Origin of the sequence: Bacillus sp. 3255, from assembly GCF_031456485.1 — a bacterium.
Lineage (GTDB): Bacteria > Bacillota > Bacilli > Paenibacillales > NBRC-103111 > Paenibacillus_E.
On record NZ_JAVDUS010000003.1, the window covers coordinates 384,192 to 400,724 of the forward strand.

The following is a 16,533-nucleotide window of genomic DNA, read 5'->3' on the forward strand; positions in this document are numbered from 1 at the left end:
GAGCGGGTTTTCACCTTATTAAATCTATTTGGCATTCATCCCCCATGTGTCAAATACATTCGAAGTAACTGGGTTCTATTGCTAATTCGGAGTTTTTCGTATACGGATTTAAGATGCTTCTTAACGGTTACTTCAGCTATAAATAGATTTGCGCCAATTTCAGCATTTGATTGCCCTTGAACGACGAGTTGTACAATTTCTTTTTCCCTCGCTGTTAGTATATCCGTAAAATCCGCTTCTTTCAAAGTCGTGGATTGGGTATCAGGCTGTGACGTTTCTTCGTCTGCTGGTGCCAAGTCCTGCATGCCGCTTTTTTGTAATAGGCCCTCCAACAACAACTCAAGCTTGTTTCCCCTTGTGTCTAGCACATAGGTTGATGTTGGTGTCACACCGTCATAATAACAGTGTTTGACGTTGGGAACTTCCTGAAAGCCCATGTCCAGATGCGGCTGGATGAACAACGGATGTGGAGGTGGGGAGGCAATCAAAAAGCCACCGGAAATCATGAATGAGAACAATAAAGAAATGGCTTCCATCGTGAGTGTCGCATCCTCTGAGTTAGCAATATCGATGATCCGAATAAACCATCCAGCTGGCCGATGGGCAGGTACAAGGAAATGTTCCAATTCTGAAGGAGTAAGGCTTTTAAAAAAAGGTGAAGCCAAGGGATCAGCGAGCAGGTAAGGCATTGTTTCTGAATGGATCGGAAAAATCACCGATAATCCGACGATCTGGCCTTCATTCGTCCGAAGCAGTTTAACAATCTCATGATCTATGTCAAGATAACTTCGCAGATGAATCGAATCTAATTTGGATAAATCGAAATGTATGTCCATTTTCTGTTCGATGATTTGATCGGAAACAGGATCAACTTCGGTTCTAACCACCGGAAGAGCCTCGGCATACCTGCGCCTAATGTACCGCTCCCCTTGGATCACATTATCCTCCGTTATTGGTTCCCAGTAATATTGCCCTTTTGCTGAAGGAGAGAGGATCCAGCGAATGGTGGCATTGCCAATGTACCAAAAGAGTTCCCCTAACTCCCATGAAACGCTTCCGTCTCGAGGAGACTGGTTTATTCGCGACTTATAATAAGCCGCGCAGCGTACAAGTAAGCTCTTGTACCGTGAAGGGGATCGTTCCTTTAACATCTTGCATACGGCATCCCTCATTAGGTCATGAAGCATCCATCCTCTAGCCGCTTTGCGGACAAACGATAATCGGCATAATTGGGTAAACATGTCAGATGAAATCGACTTCCCGCTAATGAAAGACAAAGATTCTTGATCGAATTTGCGCAGAACAGAAGCAGACTCGACCCACTGCCGAATGTCCGGATCTGGCACCTCCCTGAACCAAAGCTCTACAAGCTGATCGAACCAGTCTTCCCCGCCAGAGTCCTCCCAATCATCCGTGTTCCCGGAGAACGCCGAGACTGACAATGATAATGCCAGCGGATGTCCTTTCGTGAGGGACCACATTTTCTTTTGCTGATCCAATGAGGAGATTCCGCATTTGCGTAAATAGGCGAACGACTTCTGACGGTCGAAATAACCGAGGGGAATTCGTTTGACCCGCTCTCTCCATGCCGGTGACAATTGCCAATGTCCCTTTAACGGGGTGCGGCCGGCAATAACAACTAAGACTTGATTCGGAAGCCACTGAATCAGCTGTTCCCGCAGCCATGTATCGAGATCATCCATTTCTTCGTAGGTATCAAATGCGATGGTTACCCGAGCGCTCTGCGAGAGCTCTTGTATTGTGGATATAAAGGACTCGCTTGGATTGGCGCCATCCTTATTTTGAGTTAAAAAAGGGGACGGGCATTGCTGCAGCAGTCGTTTACAAAGTTCGTCATGAGTATGATGAAAATCACGGCTATCTAAATATAAAAAAACACAGTCTGGTCGTACGGACATTCTTCGCATGGTATCCAACAGGGTACTTTTGCCTACGCCTCCTGTACCGAAAAGATTCCAAATGTTTTTATCATCTACCGTTTCACCTTTTAAAAAGCGGAGGTATTGCTCGGTTTCGCTGTCACGGCCGACAAGAAAGTCATTCTCTTTTTGTTGAACACGGCTCAACAGATCCTTCATCTTCATCCCTGCCTCAGATGGTAATACGATCAATATTCAACCTAAGTATATACCGTTTTATCCCTAAGGATAATACCTCGCTGGAAATTATTTCGTTATAGTTGCTTTACTGATGCATAGGAGGATTGGTTAATATGTTTCTAAGAAAAAATCAAAACATTCGCAACACGATTATTGGTTCTGTTATGGCTGGATCGTTGTTATTTTCGGGCATCGCCTTCGCATTCGGTGAAACGTCTCCAAGTGGAGTATCCTTCAAGGAGTTCAGCCTGCTCGATACAGCTACAGACGTTGTCGGCAGCGCGGATTTCACACCAGAAGGCAACAAGGACGGCCATTTCCGCCTTAAGCTCAGTCTGACTGAGAAAAAGACGATCAAATCCATCGTCCTTCGTTCGACCGACGCTTACGGCAAAGATAATTATCAAGGGGTTTGGCGGACGAACCGCGCTACCACCGGATGGCTGCTAGGGATCGTGCAGGACAAAACAGTTACGAAATCGTCGGGCACGACCCATGAAAGTGAAATCATTAATCCGGGTTTTCGGAAAAACGTGAACGAGCCGGTCGGCGAGTTCAATGGTGAACTTACCTTTGATTTATATGCCAGCAATAACGGCACGATCAAGGAAACGCAGTATTATGTGCTGGAAATCGAGACGCCGCAGGGCACGATCGTATCCAAACCAATCAAATACATGAATCCAATGATAACGGATGGAACAGCTGCTCCTTCAACAACAACGGTTCCAAGTCCGACTCCTGTTCCTATCCCTAGTCCAATGCCTTCACCAACTCCGACTCCAGCTCCTGTTCCTGCTTCGGCGGAAAGCTCGAAGGATATTGCAATCCAAATATTTTTTAAAGGAACCGAGCTTCATTTTGAAGATGCACAGCCTATCGTAAAAGAAGGCCGCACCCTAGTTCCGTTCCGCAAACTGTTTGAAACTCTCGGTTTTACTGTGCAATGGGTGGAAAATGATGGCGACCGGAAGGCAATCGGAACGAAGAACGGCCTCTCCATTGAACTTACGATCGACAGCAAGAATGCAATCGTAAACGATAGCCATATTGCTCTTGACGTTCCTGCCCAGATCATTGACGGAAGCACCATGGTGCCTTTGCGCTTTGTATCGGAGAATAGCGGCTACCGAATCGACTTCTCCAGCAGCGGTAATGTATGGAAGATTCGAATCGAGGACGCCGGCGGTACAATGAATCCTGAGCCAAGTCCGATCCCGACTCCAGATCCTACACCTGCACCGACGCCTGCCCCAACGCAGGGGGCGCCTGAGCCATATGTCGTGAAGGGACAAGTGCACGACGCAAAAGGCAATCCGCTGTCAGGAGTCGTTGTGTATGCGGATAACCAACTGCTCTACAACAGCAATTTAGCAGGTGTCACCGATGACAACGGGAACTATCGGATCGAGCTGACTCAAATCGCCACAACCTGGCATTTGACAACGAAAGTCACTCAAGAATATAACGACAAAGAATTCAGCTTTGACTTAAATGCCGACGTTGATAAGCCGTTCGCCGGAAGCACAGGAGCAATTCGTGATTTTACCTGGAAAAATTTCGATGGAAAAATTTATGTATATCCATATTTCACTTCTCCTTACGAAGAATCCATGCCTGAGTTCGAGATGACCGATGTAGAATTTACGCTCACGCCTGTCGGCCCTCTGCTTAACGGAAGCGCAGGCCAAACGATAACGAAGCGTGGTGGCCCCGTGCCGGGAGGTGCCGGTCTAAAAGACATACCGATCGGCAAGTACAGAGCAACAGCTAGATGGGTGCCCGCGGGGCACGCGCCGATGCCTTTGCAGATGAAATGGGAAGACCATGACGATGCTTTCGCCGATTCGATCGTATTCGAATTTGAAGATACTGACGGAATCTCATCCGTCTATCGAACCGAGCTTGAAATCAAGCTTCCATAGATTTTTATTTACTTCCTGCTAAAAGCATAAAGCTGTCGGACGACTGATTCGGCAGCTTTATGAATTCGGTATCACATCGCGTCGATTGGCTTCATTCTCTAACTCGTGAGAGCTGGGTTTGTGATTTAACCACTTGTAGTAGCTTGAGCGTGCAATTCTAGTAATTTCGCAGAGATGCTGAATACTCATTGATTCATCCTTGTGAAGTGCTTGAATGGCAAGGTAAACCGTTTCTTGTCCGCTTGGAGTTTAAGTTCAGCGCTGTAACTTTGGTACTGTGTACGGCTCTTCAGACCTTCATATCCATACAGCTTGTAGCGGCGCTGCCATTTCATCAAAGTTGTTTTGTTGATCTCATATTTCTTAGCAGCAGCTAGAAAGCCAATCTCTCCCCTTGACACTTCTTCAAGTATATTGAGTTTCTCTAGCGCATTATATTTTCCTTTAGCCATGAAAAAGCTCCCCTTACAACAAACAGGTTTTATTTTTTCACCTGTCTACCGTAAGGGGAGCATATCATTCCAGCGGCAGTCGCCCCTTTTAATGTGAGCGTTATGCGCAGCTTCTTCGCGGCTCTTCCTAACGAACTTAAGGAATCGGCGAGAATAGTTGGCTGTGGGGAGTGGAGGATGTTCGCAACAATTATCCTGCCTTTGGCGAAACCGGCGATCGCAACGTTTACCTTGTTTTATCTTGTTGGGAACTGGAATACTTATTTTTCTGCCGTTATCTATTTAAATAACGATTCAAAGTGGCCGCTTCAAGTATTCTTAGGACAAATGTTGATCCATAATGATGAGAAAACCGATTACGGCTCGTCATCTATCCGTTTCTTCAGAAGCATTTCAATAAGGGGATGTTCGTAGGTTCAGTTAAAGGATGACTGTTTACGCAAAAAGAAGAAGGAAATATATTAAAAGGATTTAGAATTTTTTCTAAAGAAGATCCTAGTATAGACCTTCATTTTCTGTATCAGCAGAACATCATCAAAGGACAATTGTTAAGAGTAATATAAATAATGAAAAGTGCACCGTTAATGAGAGAATTTTTAAGCAGAATATTAACAAAGGAAATCATGGCCAGCACATTTCTGTGGATAACTAGGGCTCTCCAGAAAGTATCGGAAATTTCTTCGAGGGTTCACCAGATCATAGGGAAAATCGTAATAATTCAACCCAATCGTCATTTTTCTGTCCTTACCAACTCGTGTCATGTATAGGAAAATAGAACAAACACGAGCAAGGAAGGATGGAGTGAAACGATGACAACCGTATCCAAGGACAGAGAGAAGCTGCAGAGATTGATAGAACGGGCTAATGATTTGCTTCGAGAGAGAGGAATGTATTTCACGAACGGGGCCAAGCTGGCTTTGACGGACATGGTTCGCGAAGCTCAACGCGCTTTAAAGGGCGAGAGTGTTCTCCCGTTTATGCGCAACCGCCAGTTTTATACACCAAGAGAGGAGGAAGCCATTCATTTTGCAACCAAACGGTTTACGATGGTTCCTCCCTTTGAGCAAGAGGGCAGCGTGTACACCTATTATGGCTTGGAGCCGGCTTTGGCATGGTTTGAGAAGCAGGATGTCTTTTACGAAGGGAAAGAAAAGCTTCCGCAGAAGGCAAGCTTTGTCATGCAAAAAGCAAGCGAGCTGCTCCAGCATGCCAGGCTGGGGACGGATATAGGAGCCCACGACGTAGAAGCTTGTGACAAACTCAAGCGTTCGCTGGCTGCGGTGGAAGAAGCGGATCGCCGTTTCGATCCAGAGGCAGAAGGGTGCTGCGAGGAGCTGGCTCTGGCTATTGTGGACTGCTTTGACCGTGTAAGGGATTTCCGCCATTCCCGTGTATGGAGAACCGATGTGGATCGGGAGACGTCGCTCTATTTGACGGGCGCCGCCTTCGAAGAAGTAAAGAGTGTTATCGCAAGCGATCCGTTGATCCGTGAGCAGTACGATCAGATCGCCCGTATTGCCGGTACTTACAGCCTGGATTATATTCAGAAAGCTGTTGAGATGCTTATGAATCGGCAAGCGGATTACAACGACCTGAATGAGCATTTTTATTTATGGAGCTCTACCGATAAAATCGTTAACTTTAAGCCGCCTTTAAGTGCGGTGAAAGCGGCTATATCCTTCATACTGCCAGCCGAAGAAAATGAGCAGGACGGTCTCGGCCACGTATGGATCGATAATTTGGAGATTTTATCGGCAAGCGGGGGAAGCCTGGATATTCAAAACGCCGGCTTCGACGAGGGCGATCAAGCTCCATTTCACTGGGTGCCTGCTGCGCTGCAGGGCAATCCGGTTATGAAGTGGGAGGATACATATCCGTATTGCGGAGGCGGTGAGCGCTACGCTTCGGAGCCTGCTAACCCATCGTCACAAACGGCACATTATCATAAGGAAGGGGATTCCAAGCATTCGCTTTACATCTGCAATCCCACTCCGCAGGACGAGGGGACCTGGACCTATGGGCTGGATTTTGCGGTAGAAGGTGGTGCAGGGTATACGCTGACATTCGCCGCCAAAATCGACGGCAAGCTCAAACGCGGCCTGAAAACGCTCATCACCTACAAGGATGAATCGGGACAGATCGTCGGTGAATACGAGTACTTCTTCAATCGGAAATCTTCGATTCCGGGAGGCAGGTTTCAATTAGCCATGCAGTGCGATGCCATTCAGTATGCAATGACGAAGGATATCGTCTTCGCCCATAAGGTAAAGCATCAAGCTCTGTACATCCTTCACGATTTCTGTCAGGGTGCTGAGCATTGGATGGCCACAAATTTGCGCCCGGAAGGCTGCGACAGCTACGGTGCCGTGCAGGGAGGCAGACTGCTGTGCAGTGCTGCAGTCAGTTACTCTTTCATTAAGGAAGCCGGGGTGTTTTCAGTGGAGGAGAAGGCGCGGTTTTACGGTTTGGTGGAATACATGCTCAGGTACATGCTGGATCTGCGGGACCGGACGGAGATGACGCCGTATGAAGCGCAGAGGGGATGCAGCAATTGGCAGACGGATATGTGTGCCGGCACCGGTTATATGATGATGGTGCTAACTGATTTTCCGAATCGGCATACTTGGCTGTATAACGCGAACATGATCCTCAAAGCTCAGCTGGAGCTTAATGTGAATCCGGATTCCTCATGGCCGGAATCAATCAGATACCACCATGCGGCGCTCGAGCGGTTTGCCGGGTATGCCAAGGTTGCCCAAAATATCATGGGAGACAATTGGTTTGAGACGACACCTCTGGCAAGGATGTTCGGCTACAGTATCGACATGCAGACCCCGGGGTATGCGTATTTCGGGGGAAGAATCGGTACCCCGCCGTTCGGCGACCATATGCTGAGCGGAGGCGCTGAATTCGGAAGCTTCGCTGCATATGTGTCGGATATTGCCGCCATCGACCGCGATCTCGCCGACCGGATGTATCATACGTGGGTGGCGGCGGGCAAACCGTTCAAGAAGCTGTGGGGAGAAGGCATCGTATTGGAAAATATGTTGAGTAAGGGTGAATGTTATACCCCCTTGAAGCCTCTGCAGCTAAGCTCCACCAAGGAGTTCCCGAATGCGGGGATCTCTATTTTCCGCAGGGGATTTGGCAGCTCGAAGACAAGTTACTTTGCCATTATGTCCAGTGAAAAGCCAATCGGGCACGGTCATCTGGACCAAGGCTCGTTTATTTTGTATAAAGATGCGGTTCCTCTGGTCATGGACTCGGGCATCGAAGGGTATTTCGACAGCAGCACCAGCTGGCACATCAGCTCGTATTCTCATGCATGTGTGCAGTTTGCCACGAAACGTACCGGCATTCCGAAGGATTCTAGCGGGAGCATCAATCTTTCCGCAGGAACCTACAGCCTGGAGCGCGGCTGGGTGGATGGGCCAAGATCAAGCAGGGTCTTGGACATCAAGCTGGGAGACACCGTGGACAGCATTACGATTGAGATCAATAACCCTGAGGGTTCAGGCCGTCATATCCGGCATGTAACCTATGTCAAAGAGCCGGATTTGTATGTGATACGCGATACGGTGGAGGATTTCGAGGGACAGGTGCTGTTCAGTTTGCCTATAGCGGCGAAACAATCCGTTGTGGAGGACGGCAGAGTGTATTCGGCAGGAGCCTATGAATTTGACCTGGAAACGGTGTTCTTAAGCCCGACCAGTTCAATCCGGCTGGAGAAGGGACGTTCGACACCGTTCTTTGACAGTGGAGATATCGGCGTTTCGATGATGACTTATATTCGTGCTGTTGCCGATGCGAAGGACGGATTCCTCACGGTGCTGTATCCAAAAGAGAAGGCTGCGCAGAGGATTACAATTACCGTACAGGAACAAGCTGATGGCTTCGTTACATTGTGTACGGAACAACATTGGATTCAGGCGGATCTGCATACGGAGCGTTACAGTGTAGTGATTACTGAAGTTGCTAGGGAAGGAGCAGGGAGACGATGAAAACAAGTATTGATCTGCTGAAGGAGTGGAGTGTGCTGGGTGAACGAAACGGACCGAGTGATCAAAGCGGCCAAAGCGGACAGAGCGATCAAAGCGGACAAAGTGTACAGAGCTACAGCCTTCGGAATGAGCTCCTCATCGAGTTTCCTGCTCCGGAGAACGCTGTAGGCTGGTATCCAATCGGCTTTGAGCAAGGCAACGATCGCGCTCACGATGCAATGGGCTGTTATGGCCTGATCCTCCGATTTCATACATGGGAGGACGTTTCGGACATTCAAATACATGCGGATTGTATTAACCACCGCAGTGTCTCAACAAGTATAAGGCTGGCTGGAGCCGGTTTCCATGAGGTGCGGATCAGGCTGGACGACTTTGATATCGAATCGGCCAAGGCCAACATTTGGCGTTTCCTCAAAGGGTTCAGGCTGCACGGTAATGCGGAGCTGGAAGCTGCACTGCTGAACCGAGGGGAAAAATTATTTGTACAAGCGGACGTAAAAGGAAAGTCCGGTGTTGCGGGTGAAGCTGTCGAATATACGATGACCGTATATAACTGCACGGACGAACGGCAGCATGTGGCGGCGAAGCAGCGATTCAAGGGTTGGGAATCGCTGCTGGCTAAGGTAACGCCGCTGCAGTTCATACTGGAACCATATGGCAGCCAGGAAGTCAAGGTTGATTTGGAGGTACATGACCGAATGGTTCCGGGCGGGCACGAAACGACCGTGTTAAGCTTTACAGCCAACGGGGATGGGGGCAGTGCGGCCCAGGTGGAGCTGAAGACGCTTAGGCGGCTGCCCCATCCCTACATCTATCTGACGAAGAAGCAGTGGGCGGAGCGTAAAGCGCTGATTGACCGGCATGACATTTTCCAGCCCGAATACGAACGCATATTATCGGACGCTGAGGCTTGGACGGTCAAACCGCCTGTTCCCGTGAAGGAAAGGGATTACTGTTATGACACCCAGGAAGAGCATTATATCATGTCCGCCGCTTATGCCTATGCGCTGGCGGGAGAACTCAAGTATGCCGAAAAGGTTGCCCAGTTTCTTCGTTTCTTGATCGACGATGAAACCGGATATCCGAGAAAGAAGAAGGGCTGTAGTCAAAGCTATGTGCAGGAAGGGCACTTTTTTCAGCATTTAGCCATCCCCTATGACATTATCCATGACGCCGGAGTTTTAACTCCTGAAGAGCACCGCGGAGTCGAGAAGACGTTTCGGATTTATATGGACATATTAGATCACCATATTCAGCGGGGACATATTTCCAACTGGCTGGTGTCCGAGATTACCGGTGCTTTTTACTGCGCATTGGCCATAGAAGATATGGAAAGGGCGCTGCGCTTTGTGTTTGGACCGGGAGGCTCCATTGAGCAATTAAAGTACGGTCTGTTCAATGATGGCTGGTGGCACGAGTGTTCCGTCGGCTACAACACGTGGGTCTCGTCGATGTACATCCATACGGCCCACGCCCTAGTGCCTTTTGGTATCCATATTTTGCACGAGCACTTCCCGATTCCGTTCAACGACGAAGTGAACAGCACTTTCGGAGGTCAAGAAGCCGAGGTTCGATTCGGCATGTATAACAAAAAGTGGGGCGGCAACCGAAAAAGCTATGTCTGCATCAAGGATATGTTCGATGCGACGATTCCTTTCCTGGATTATAGAGGGGTCCTCTTCGGTATCAGTGATTCCGATGAGAAAAAGCTGGAGGGAGTCCATTTCGGTTCTACTTTCGATTTGGCTTACACGTATTACAGGGACCCGGAATACATTCCGGTCATTCGGATGAATAACGTCGTTGACCCGATCTTCGGCCACGCTGAGCTTCCCGAGTATGAGTCGGCCTATGTGAGAAGCAACGCCTATTCGGATAATGTCGGAGTGGCCATGTTGCGGAGCCAAACGAAGGGCAGGGAACAGAAGGACCAGATCCAGGCGGTTGTCCGTTACGGCTCTCACGGCTATGCGCACGGCCATTTCGACCGGACCGGGCTGCTGTCGGTAATGCGATACGGCCGGAGCTTCTTTAATCCGGAGCATGTATGGTGGGGCTACCCCCATTTTATGTATAAGTTCTATGTGCAGAATTCGATGACCAAGAACATGGTGACGGTGGATGATAAAATGCAGGTTCCTGCCGACTCCAAGCGAACCTTGTTTTACAGCGGCAGCGCCATTCAAGCGGCAGCTGTGGAGACGATAGCCCCGTGGGCTTATCCTCCGTATGGCGGGATGGTGTACCGGGAGGATGAGACACTCGAAGAGCGCTGCGCCATGAATGCGAGCTCTTTGCCGCCAGCTCCGGAGGGGGCACGGTATGGACAGTTGTCGGATTTTACAGAGCCTGTCCGGCAAAAGCGGGTGATAGGGGTTACGGACGATTATATGGTCTTATTCGATTACATTGAAGGAGGACAAGAACATCAATTCAGCAGCTTGTTCCAGATCAAGGGCTTCAAGGGGCTGGAGGCAGAGCACTTGACCTATGTGAAGCATACGAGCCAGTGGACGGACAATGGGCTGTCGGATGCACAATTTATTACGGATTGTCATTGGTATGAAGCAGAAGGGACGAGCGTGGCCCGCTTTGAGACTGTCTTCGGTGAAGGAGAAGATCTCCGTGGGACCCGCACTCATTACAACACCCCCGGTTTGCTCAAGATGGATGTTCATACCGCTTGGCCGCGGCAAACGGAGCTTGTCATCGGGCGCGCAGCGGAATACCACGGGATTACAATTCCGATGGAATACAGAGTGGAGGCCGACGGAGAAGTGAAGGCGGAGGGAGGCTTCGGAGCCTGGCTTCTAGGCGAAGGCAGGTGCGATATTGATCTTCACGGTGTCCGGACTTTAACGGTCCGGGTGAAGAATAATCCTACGTATACGGAGCAAAAGTATCCGCAGAAGACGAAACAGGGCTTGTTCTGGGGGGAAGCCTATGTGCTTACGGCTGATGGCGCGAGGCATCATCTTAGTGAGTTAAATCCGGTTTATGTGAATGTGGATCCCGGCTTCGGCATTGGCAAGGACTACGAGGACGGAAGAGTTACGATCGTAGGAAACGAGTACCCGCACGCAATTCCGACCAGTCCTTTGGATCATGACCGGGAAGCTGTGATTCGTGTAGACCTTTCCGACATTGAGGCCGTCCGATTCATCGGGCTGATCGGTGCGGATGCCTTCCCGGGTGATGAAGACCAGAGACGTATGACTTATGGGGTCCGAACAAAAGGCCGTACCGGCAGATTTATTACGGTAGTGGAGCCCTATGAGGAGCAAAGGATGATCAGCTGCGTTCACGCCCAGGATGAGAATACCATCCGGGTAGAGCTGCTCGACGGCCGGACTCAAAGGATTACCGTGCAGCAAATTGAATCCGATCAGGCCGCTTTGCTTCTTCAAGAGTACCGGAACGGAACTCTTGTCCGGGAGGAGCGAACCAGCTGAAGCTTATCATCCTGACAGGCAACCCGCATTCAAAAAAGAAGGCATGAAGCATCCACTTCATGCCTTTTGATTTGCAAAGTTCTAAAATAACCGCATAAGAAACATAAAAAACAGCATACCGGACGGGGAGAGGATTTTCCTATAATGAAAGTTATTCATGTATGTTAGGCGGAGGATAAGATGAAATCGGTCCGAATGTTTTTGCTGGAAAAAAATGTATTGATCCGAATCATCCTTTCGTATCTTTTTATCGGCTTGCTGGTGATCGGTGCGTTGACGCTGTTGATTACAGCTAAGGTGTCAGAGAGCTTGAAGGAGGAGCTGACGGCTTCCACGGATCGCGCGTTAGAGCAATCCTACAATACGGCTAGTATTTTGCTAAGCTCGTCGTACCAGCATTTTGCAAACGCATACAGCTCAGCGGATATTCAAGCCGGGTTTTATGCAGGTGAATTCGACACAGGCATCATGGGGCGCATCGGTAGTAATTTGACCGATCTGGTGAACACGAATCCGATGGTTCATTCGGTTTATTTGGTGAATACCCGGCAGCAGCTCGTTTTTTCTTCGCTCACGACGGTTCGGGAGTTCCGGGACTTTTACGATCAACAAATCCTCCAGTTGTTGGAGCATACCGACACGCTGCGCGGCAGCATCTTCATCCCCCGCAACACGTCATTTGTTCATGATACGAAGCGGTTTGAAGGCAATCTTATCTCCATTGCGTACATGAGTACCCGGGACGATAAGGTGATTAACGGTGCGATGGTGGTAAATTTGGACCAACAGTTGCTGCAAAATATGATTATGAACGGGGCGGGCAGCAAGTCGTTTCAATCGATGATTCTGAATCGTCAGGGGACGGTCATTTCCCACACGGACCATCAAATGATCAACACCGATTTGTCTGGAGTCGGGGTCATACAGTCCATTCTTCAGTCTAATACACTTAAAGGAACGATTGAAGCCGAGATGGATGGAACAAGCCATAGGTTCTTTTATATAAAATCCGACAGTCTGGGATGGATATTCGTCGGCGATGTCAATTATGAGAATTTGCTGAGCAAGGTGAATACGAACAAACGTTATATGTTGACGGTGACGGGAGCTATGCTGTTCATCGTCGCGCTAAGCGGGTTCTTTTTTACAAGAATGATTTATGGACCGATACACCGATTGATCAAGAGCTTGGGTGTTGTCGGTGCTCAAGGAGACGGCGGACGTGCTGCTAATGAGTTCGATCTGTTGTCTGAGGCGTTCCGCTATTTGGAGCGGAAGGTTCGGGATTTGCAGACGAGCGTAGCCGGGTATCAATATAATGAACGCAGAGAGGTGCTCCGCCAACTGACAACGGGGGGATGGAGCAGCGAAGCTGAGCTGATGAGAATAATGTCTCAAATGGGGATTGAGCTCCCCTCCTACGGCTTCCAGGTATGTATGCTTCGTCTGGACTCTTATATGGAAATGACCGAGGAGTACAGCCCGAGCGACCTGTCTCTGCTCAAGTACGCGGTTACGAACATTGCCGACGAGGTTGGTACCGCAGTTTATCCGACCTACAGTTTCGATGGCGGAGAGGATCGGGTCGTTATTTTGTTTCTCAAGCCGGAAGGCATGGAGGATCAGCTGCAGCATCTGATCAGAGATATTCAAAAGAAAACGGAGCAATATGTAAGACTCAGTGTCTCGGCTTCAATAGGCCAGCATGCCGCCAACCTGCAGCAGGTACCCAAGTCTTGGCAATCCGCGTATAACCATTCACGCTATCGATTGATAGGCGGGCGGGGCTGCCTGATACCGGCTGATTTTGAGCAGAGTCGCGAACCCATTTCCGACAGCTTGTCTACCACCATGGAGAAGCTAATAACTGATAGTATGAAGCTCGGTGTTGCGGACAAAACCATTGCTGCTCTAAAGGAATATTTCAATATGCTCCGCGGAGCCCATTATGAGGAAGTGCTGCTGCTCTTAAACCAGCTGCTGTTTACGGTTACGAGGACGGCCAAATCGATGGCGTCCGGGGACCTCAGCGGGTTTAGCACGGACATCGGAACACTGGGACAACAGCTATATAAATGGGAAACATTGGAGCAGGTGGAGGAATGGTTCGCAGGGTTAGTTGAAACGGCGATCAGCCTGCGGGACAAACAATCGTCTCTGAAAAATGTTTTGATCGTGGAAAAGCTGAAGCAGCACATTCATGAGCGGTATGCAGACCCTAATTTGACCGTAGAAGCTCTGGCAGAAGTTGCCGGTCTGTCCGTCAATTATTTGAGAAAGATTTATAAGGATATGACCGGCATCTCCATCAACCACTACATCACCGAATTTCGCTTTGAGAAAGCGAAGGAGCTACTGCTGAGCACCGACTTGCCAGCTAATAAAATCGGAGAAATGGTAGGCTGTGACAACGCCAAGTATTTTTATATCTCCTTTAAAAAGTATAGCGGAAAAACACCCGATCATTTCCGAAAAAGCAGCAATGACGAACGGATGCTCCTCGAATAGGTAAGTTTCGATACGATGATTAAATTTTATACCCTGCTATTCCATAAAATGCAGGCTTTTTATGCGGTTTTTGAGCTTTCTGCGTCTGGATTGCATTGAGTATAGTGAGGGTGTTATCGAAACAGCTATCGAGGAGGATCAGAATGAGTGAAAGTGTTGTACACCGTACAGGGCAGTTGAACCGCCCTTTCAGGAAACAAACGAGTTCAGTCGGGGCATTCTTTTATGAACTGGCTAAAAACAAATTTTTGTATTTCCTAGCACTCCCGGGCATGATATGGTTTTTCATTTTTGCTTACTTGCCCATGGGCGGGATCGTCATTGCTTTTCAAGATTTCAAAGCAATGAAAGGGATAACCGGAAGTGAGTTTGTCGGTTTGAAAAATTTCCGGTTTTTCTTCCAGTCCAAAGATTGGGTCCAAATTGTAACGAATACAGTGTTTCTCAATGTGCTGTTTATCGGCTTCAGTACGCTTGCTGCCGTCACCATAGCCATCATGGTAACAGAAATGAGCGGGAAGTGGTTTAAGAAGGTGACTCAGTCGGTCATGATTTTTCCCCACTTCTTGTCATGGACCGTTGTAGCCATGTTTGTTATGGCCTTTGTTGCTACAGACGGAGGCTTTGTCAATCAGATTCTGGCTGTTTTCGGCATTCCGCCCGTTCAGTTACTGTCAGCTCCCGAATATTGGCCTTCCATCCTTGTGCTGCTGAAAATCTGGCACAGCGCGGGCTTCAGCTCAATCGTATACATGGCAACGATCTCCGGCATCACTCCCGATATCTATGAATCGGCCTCGATCGACGGAGCCAGCAGATTCCAAAAGATCAGATACATTACCTTGCCGCTGCTGAAGCCGACCGTAATTCTGCTTTTGATTTTGGCTGTGGGCGGGATCTTCAACGGCGACTTCGGGATGATCTATGCGATTATCGGGCGAAATCCTCTGCTGTATCCGACTACAGATGTCATCGACACGTATGTGTTCCGCGCCATGATGGATCTGGGGGATATGAGTATGTCGGCTGCGATCGGCTTCATGCAATCCTTGATTGGATTTATCCTCGTCGTAACGGTTAACGCCATTGCCAAAAAAACAGCGCCGGAATCGGCCATCTTCTGAAGAGAGAAGGAGACGTATCATGGTAAAAGAAAGTACATCGGATCGGCTGTTGAAGGCAGCCTTTACTTTGGCTATTGGCTTGTTTTCCGTTTATTGTCTGGCGCCCTTCTGGTCCGTCATTGCCAGCTCCTTTGCCAGCGAAGCTTCCATTTTGAAGGATGGCTATACGTTTTGGCCGACGGATTTCAGTCTGGACGCTTATAAGCTGATCTTTAAAGATAACACCATTTACCGAGCCTACGGAGTTACGACGTTCATTACGATTGTTGGTACGGTCATGTCCATGATTCTGACAAGCGCACTGGCCTATGCTCTGTCGGTGAAATCCGTGAAGTATCGGAATCATATCGCGTTCTATGTTTATTTCACCATGCTGTTTCATGGGGGGCTGGTTGCCTCTTATCTCTTGATTTCCAAGTATCTGCATATGAAGGACACGATTTGGGTGCTGATCATTCCCAGCATGCTGAGCGCATGGAATATGTTTCTTCTCCGAAACTTCTTCGCTTCCATCGACGATTCGCTGGCGGAATCGGCCAAGATGGACGGTGCGAACGACGCTTACATCCTGTTTCGCATCATTTTACCGATCTCGCTGCCGGCTATGGCGACAATCGGATTGTTTTACGCGCTCGGCTACTGGAACAAATGGTTTGACGCCGTTCTTTATATTAATGATAAGGACCTGTATCCGCTTCAATATTTAATTCAACGCATTATGAACAATTTGGATTATATTAACCAGATTTCGGCTGACGTCAGTATTCCGAATTTTATTCCGCCGGCCATGACCGTCCGATTAGCGACGACTGTAGTCACGATCGGCCCGATCATATTTTTGTATCCGTTTCTTCAGAAGTATTTTGTTAAAGGTCTTATGGTTGGTGCCGTAAAAGGCTAATTCCGCTTAAAAAGCGGTTTAGTATAGAGATGCCTACAGACAAAGGGAGG

The 16,533-nt window shown here is 48.7% G+C and carries 9 protein-coding genes; 7 read left to right on the top strand and 2 right to left on the bottom strand.

Annotation, left to right across the window (positions count from 1 at the left end; all coding sequences use genetic code 11):
* Positions 1–35: 35 nt before the first annotated feature.
* Complete coding sequence (locus tag J2X61_RS06555) at positions 36–2,099, bottom strand: response regulator transcription factor (protein WP_310186688.1); 2,064 nt, start codon at positions 2,097–2,099, stop codon at positions 36–38.
* Positions 2,100–2,233: 134 nt separating this feature from the next.
* Between J2X61_RS06555 and J2X61_RS06560 the strand changes: the two genes are divergently transcribed.
* Complete coding sequence (locus J2X61_RS06560; RefSeq protein ID WP_310186690.1) at positions 2,234–4,045, top strand: stalk domain-containing protein; 1,812 nt, start codon at positions 2,234–2,236, stop codon at positions 4,043–4,045.
* A 185-nt stretch (positions 4,046–4,230) separates the two neighbouring features.
* On the opposite strand, the gene J2X61_RS06565 is transcribed toward J2X61_RS06560, so the two are convergent.
* Complete coding sequence (locus tag J2X61_RS06565; RefSeq protein WP_310186692.1) at positions 4,231–4,497, bottom strand: helix-turn-helix domain-containing protein; 267 nt, start codon at positions 4,495–4,497, stop codon at positions 4,231–4,233.
* 102 nt (positions 4,498–4,599) lie between these two features.
* Between J2X61_RS06565 and J2X61_RS06570 the strand changes: the two genes are divergently transcribed.
* The 6 genes from J2X61_RS06570 (at position 4,600) to J2X61_RS06595 (ending at position 16,483) form a co-directional block, all read left to right on the top strand.
* On the top strand, positions 4,600–4,911 hold the full coding sequence (locus J2X61_RS06570) for an ABC transporter permease subunit (protein ID WP_310186784.1): 312 nt from the start codon (positions 4,600–4,602) through the stop codon (positions 4,909–4,911).
* A gap of 395 nt (positions 4,912–5,306) precedes the next feature.
* Positions 5,307–8,498: a heparinase II/III domain-containing protein gene (locus tag J2X61_RS06575; RefSeq protein ID WP_310186694.1), complete on the top strand. Its 3,192-nt coding sequence runs from the start codon at positions 5,307–5,309 to the stop codon at positions 8,496–8,498.
* Positions 8,495–11,950 carry a hypothetical protein gene (locus J2X61_RS06580; RefSeq protein WP_310186695.1) on the top strand — a complete coding sequence of 1,152 codons (3,456 nt, stop codon included), beginning with the start codon at positions 8,495–8,497 and terminating at the stop codon, positions 11,948–11,950. Before J2X61_RS06575 ends, J2X61_RS06580 begins: the two co-directional genes overlap by 4 nt.
* A gap of 180 nt (positions 11,951–12,130) precedes the next feature.
* Entirely contained in the window at positions 12,131–14,458 is a 2,328-nt protein-coding gene (locus tag J2X61_RS06585) for a helix-turn-helix domain-containing protein (RefSeq protein WP_310186696.1), read from the top strand.
* Positions 14,459–14,601: 143 nt separating this feature from the next.
* Entirely contained in the window at positions 14,602–15,582 is a 981-nt protein-coding gene (locus tag J2X61_RS06590; RefSeq protein ID WP_396135406.1) for an ABC transporter permease, read from the top strand.
* A 19-nt stretch (positions 15,583–15,601) separates the two neighbouring features.
* A complete protein-coding gene (locus tag J2X61_RS06595) occupies positions 15,602–16,483 on the top strand; it encodes a carbohydrate ABC transporter permease (RefSeq protein WP_310186697.1) in 882 nt (293 codons plus the stop codon).
* Positions 16,484–16,533: the final 50 nt, after the last annotated feature.

What these genes read in the sequence shown, in the direction of transcription:
- J2X61_RS06555 (WP_310186688.1), bottom strand. Translation starts at nt 2,099, where the DNA reads ATGAAGGATCTGTTGAGCCGTGTTCAACAAAAAGAGAATGACTTTCTT.
- J2X61_RS06560 (WP_310186690.1), top strand. Translation starts at nt 2,234, where the DNA reads ATGTTTCTAAGAAAAAATCAAAACATTCGCAACACGATTATTGGTTCT.
- J2X61_RS06565 (WP_310186692.1), bottom strand. Translation starts at nt 4,497, where the DNA reads ATGGCTAAAGGAAAATATAATGCGCTAGAGAAACTCAATATACTTGAA.
- J2X61_RS06570 (WP_310186784.1), top strand. Translation starts at nt 4,600, where the DNA reads ATGCGCAGCTTCTTCGCGGCTCTTCCTAACGAACTTAAGGAATCGGCG.
- J2X61_RS06575 (WP_310186694.1), top strand. Translation starts at nt 5,307, where the DNA reads ATGACAACCGTATCCAAGGACAGAGAGAAGCTGCAGAGATTGATAGAA.
- J2X61_RS06580 (WP_310186695.1), top strand. Translation starts at nt 8,495, where the DNA reads ATGAAAACAAGTATTGATCTGCTGAAGGAGTGGAGTGTGCTGGGTGAA.
- J2X61_RS06585 (WP_310186696.1), top strand. Translation starts at nt 12,131, where the DNA reads ATGAAATCGGTCCGAATGTTTTTGCTGGAAAAAAATGTATTGATCCGA.
- J2X61_RS06590 (WP_396135406.1), top strand. Translation starts at nt 14,602, where the DNA reads ATGAGTGAAAGTGTTGTACACCGTACAGGGCAGTTGAACCGCCCTTTC.
- J2X61_RS06595 (WP_310186697.1), top strand. Translation starts at nt 15,602, where the DNA reads ATGGTAAAAGAAAGTACATCGGATCGGCTGTTGAAGGCAGCCTTTACT.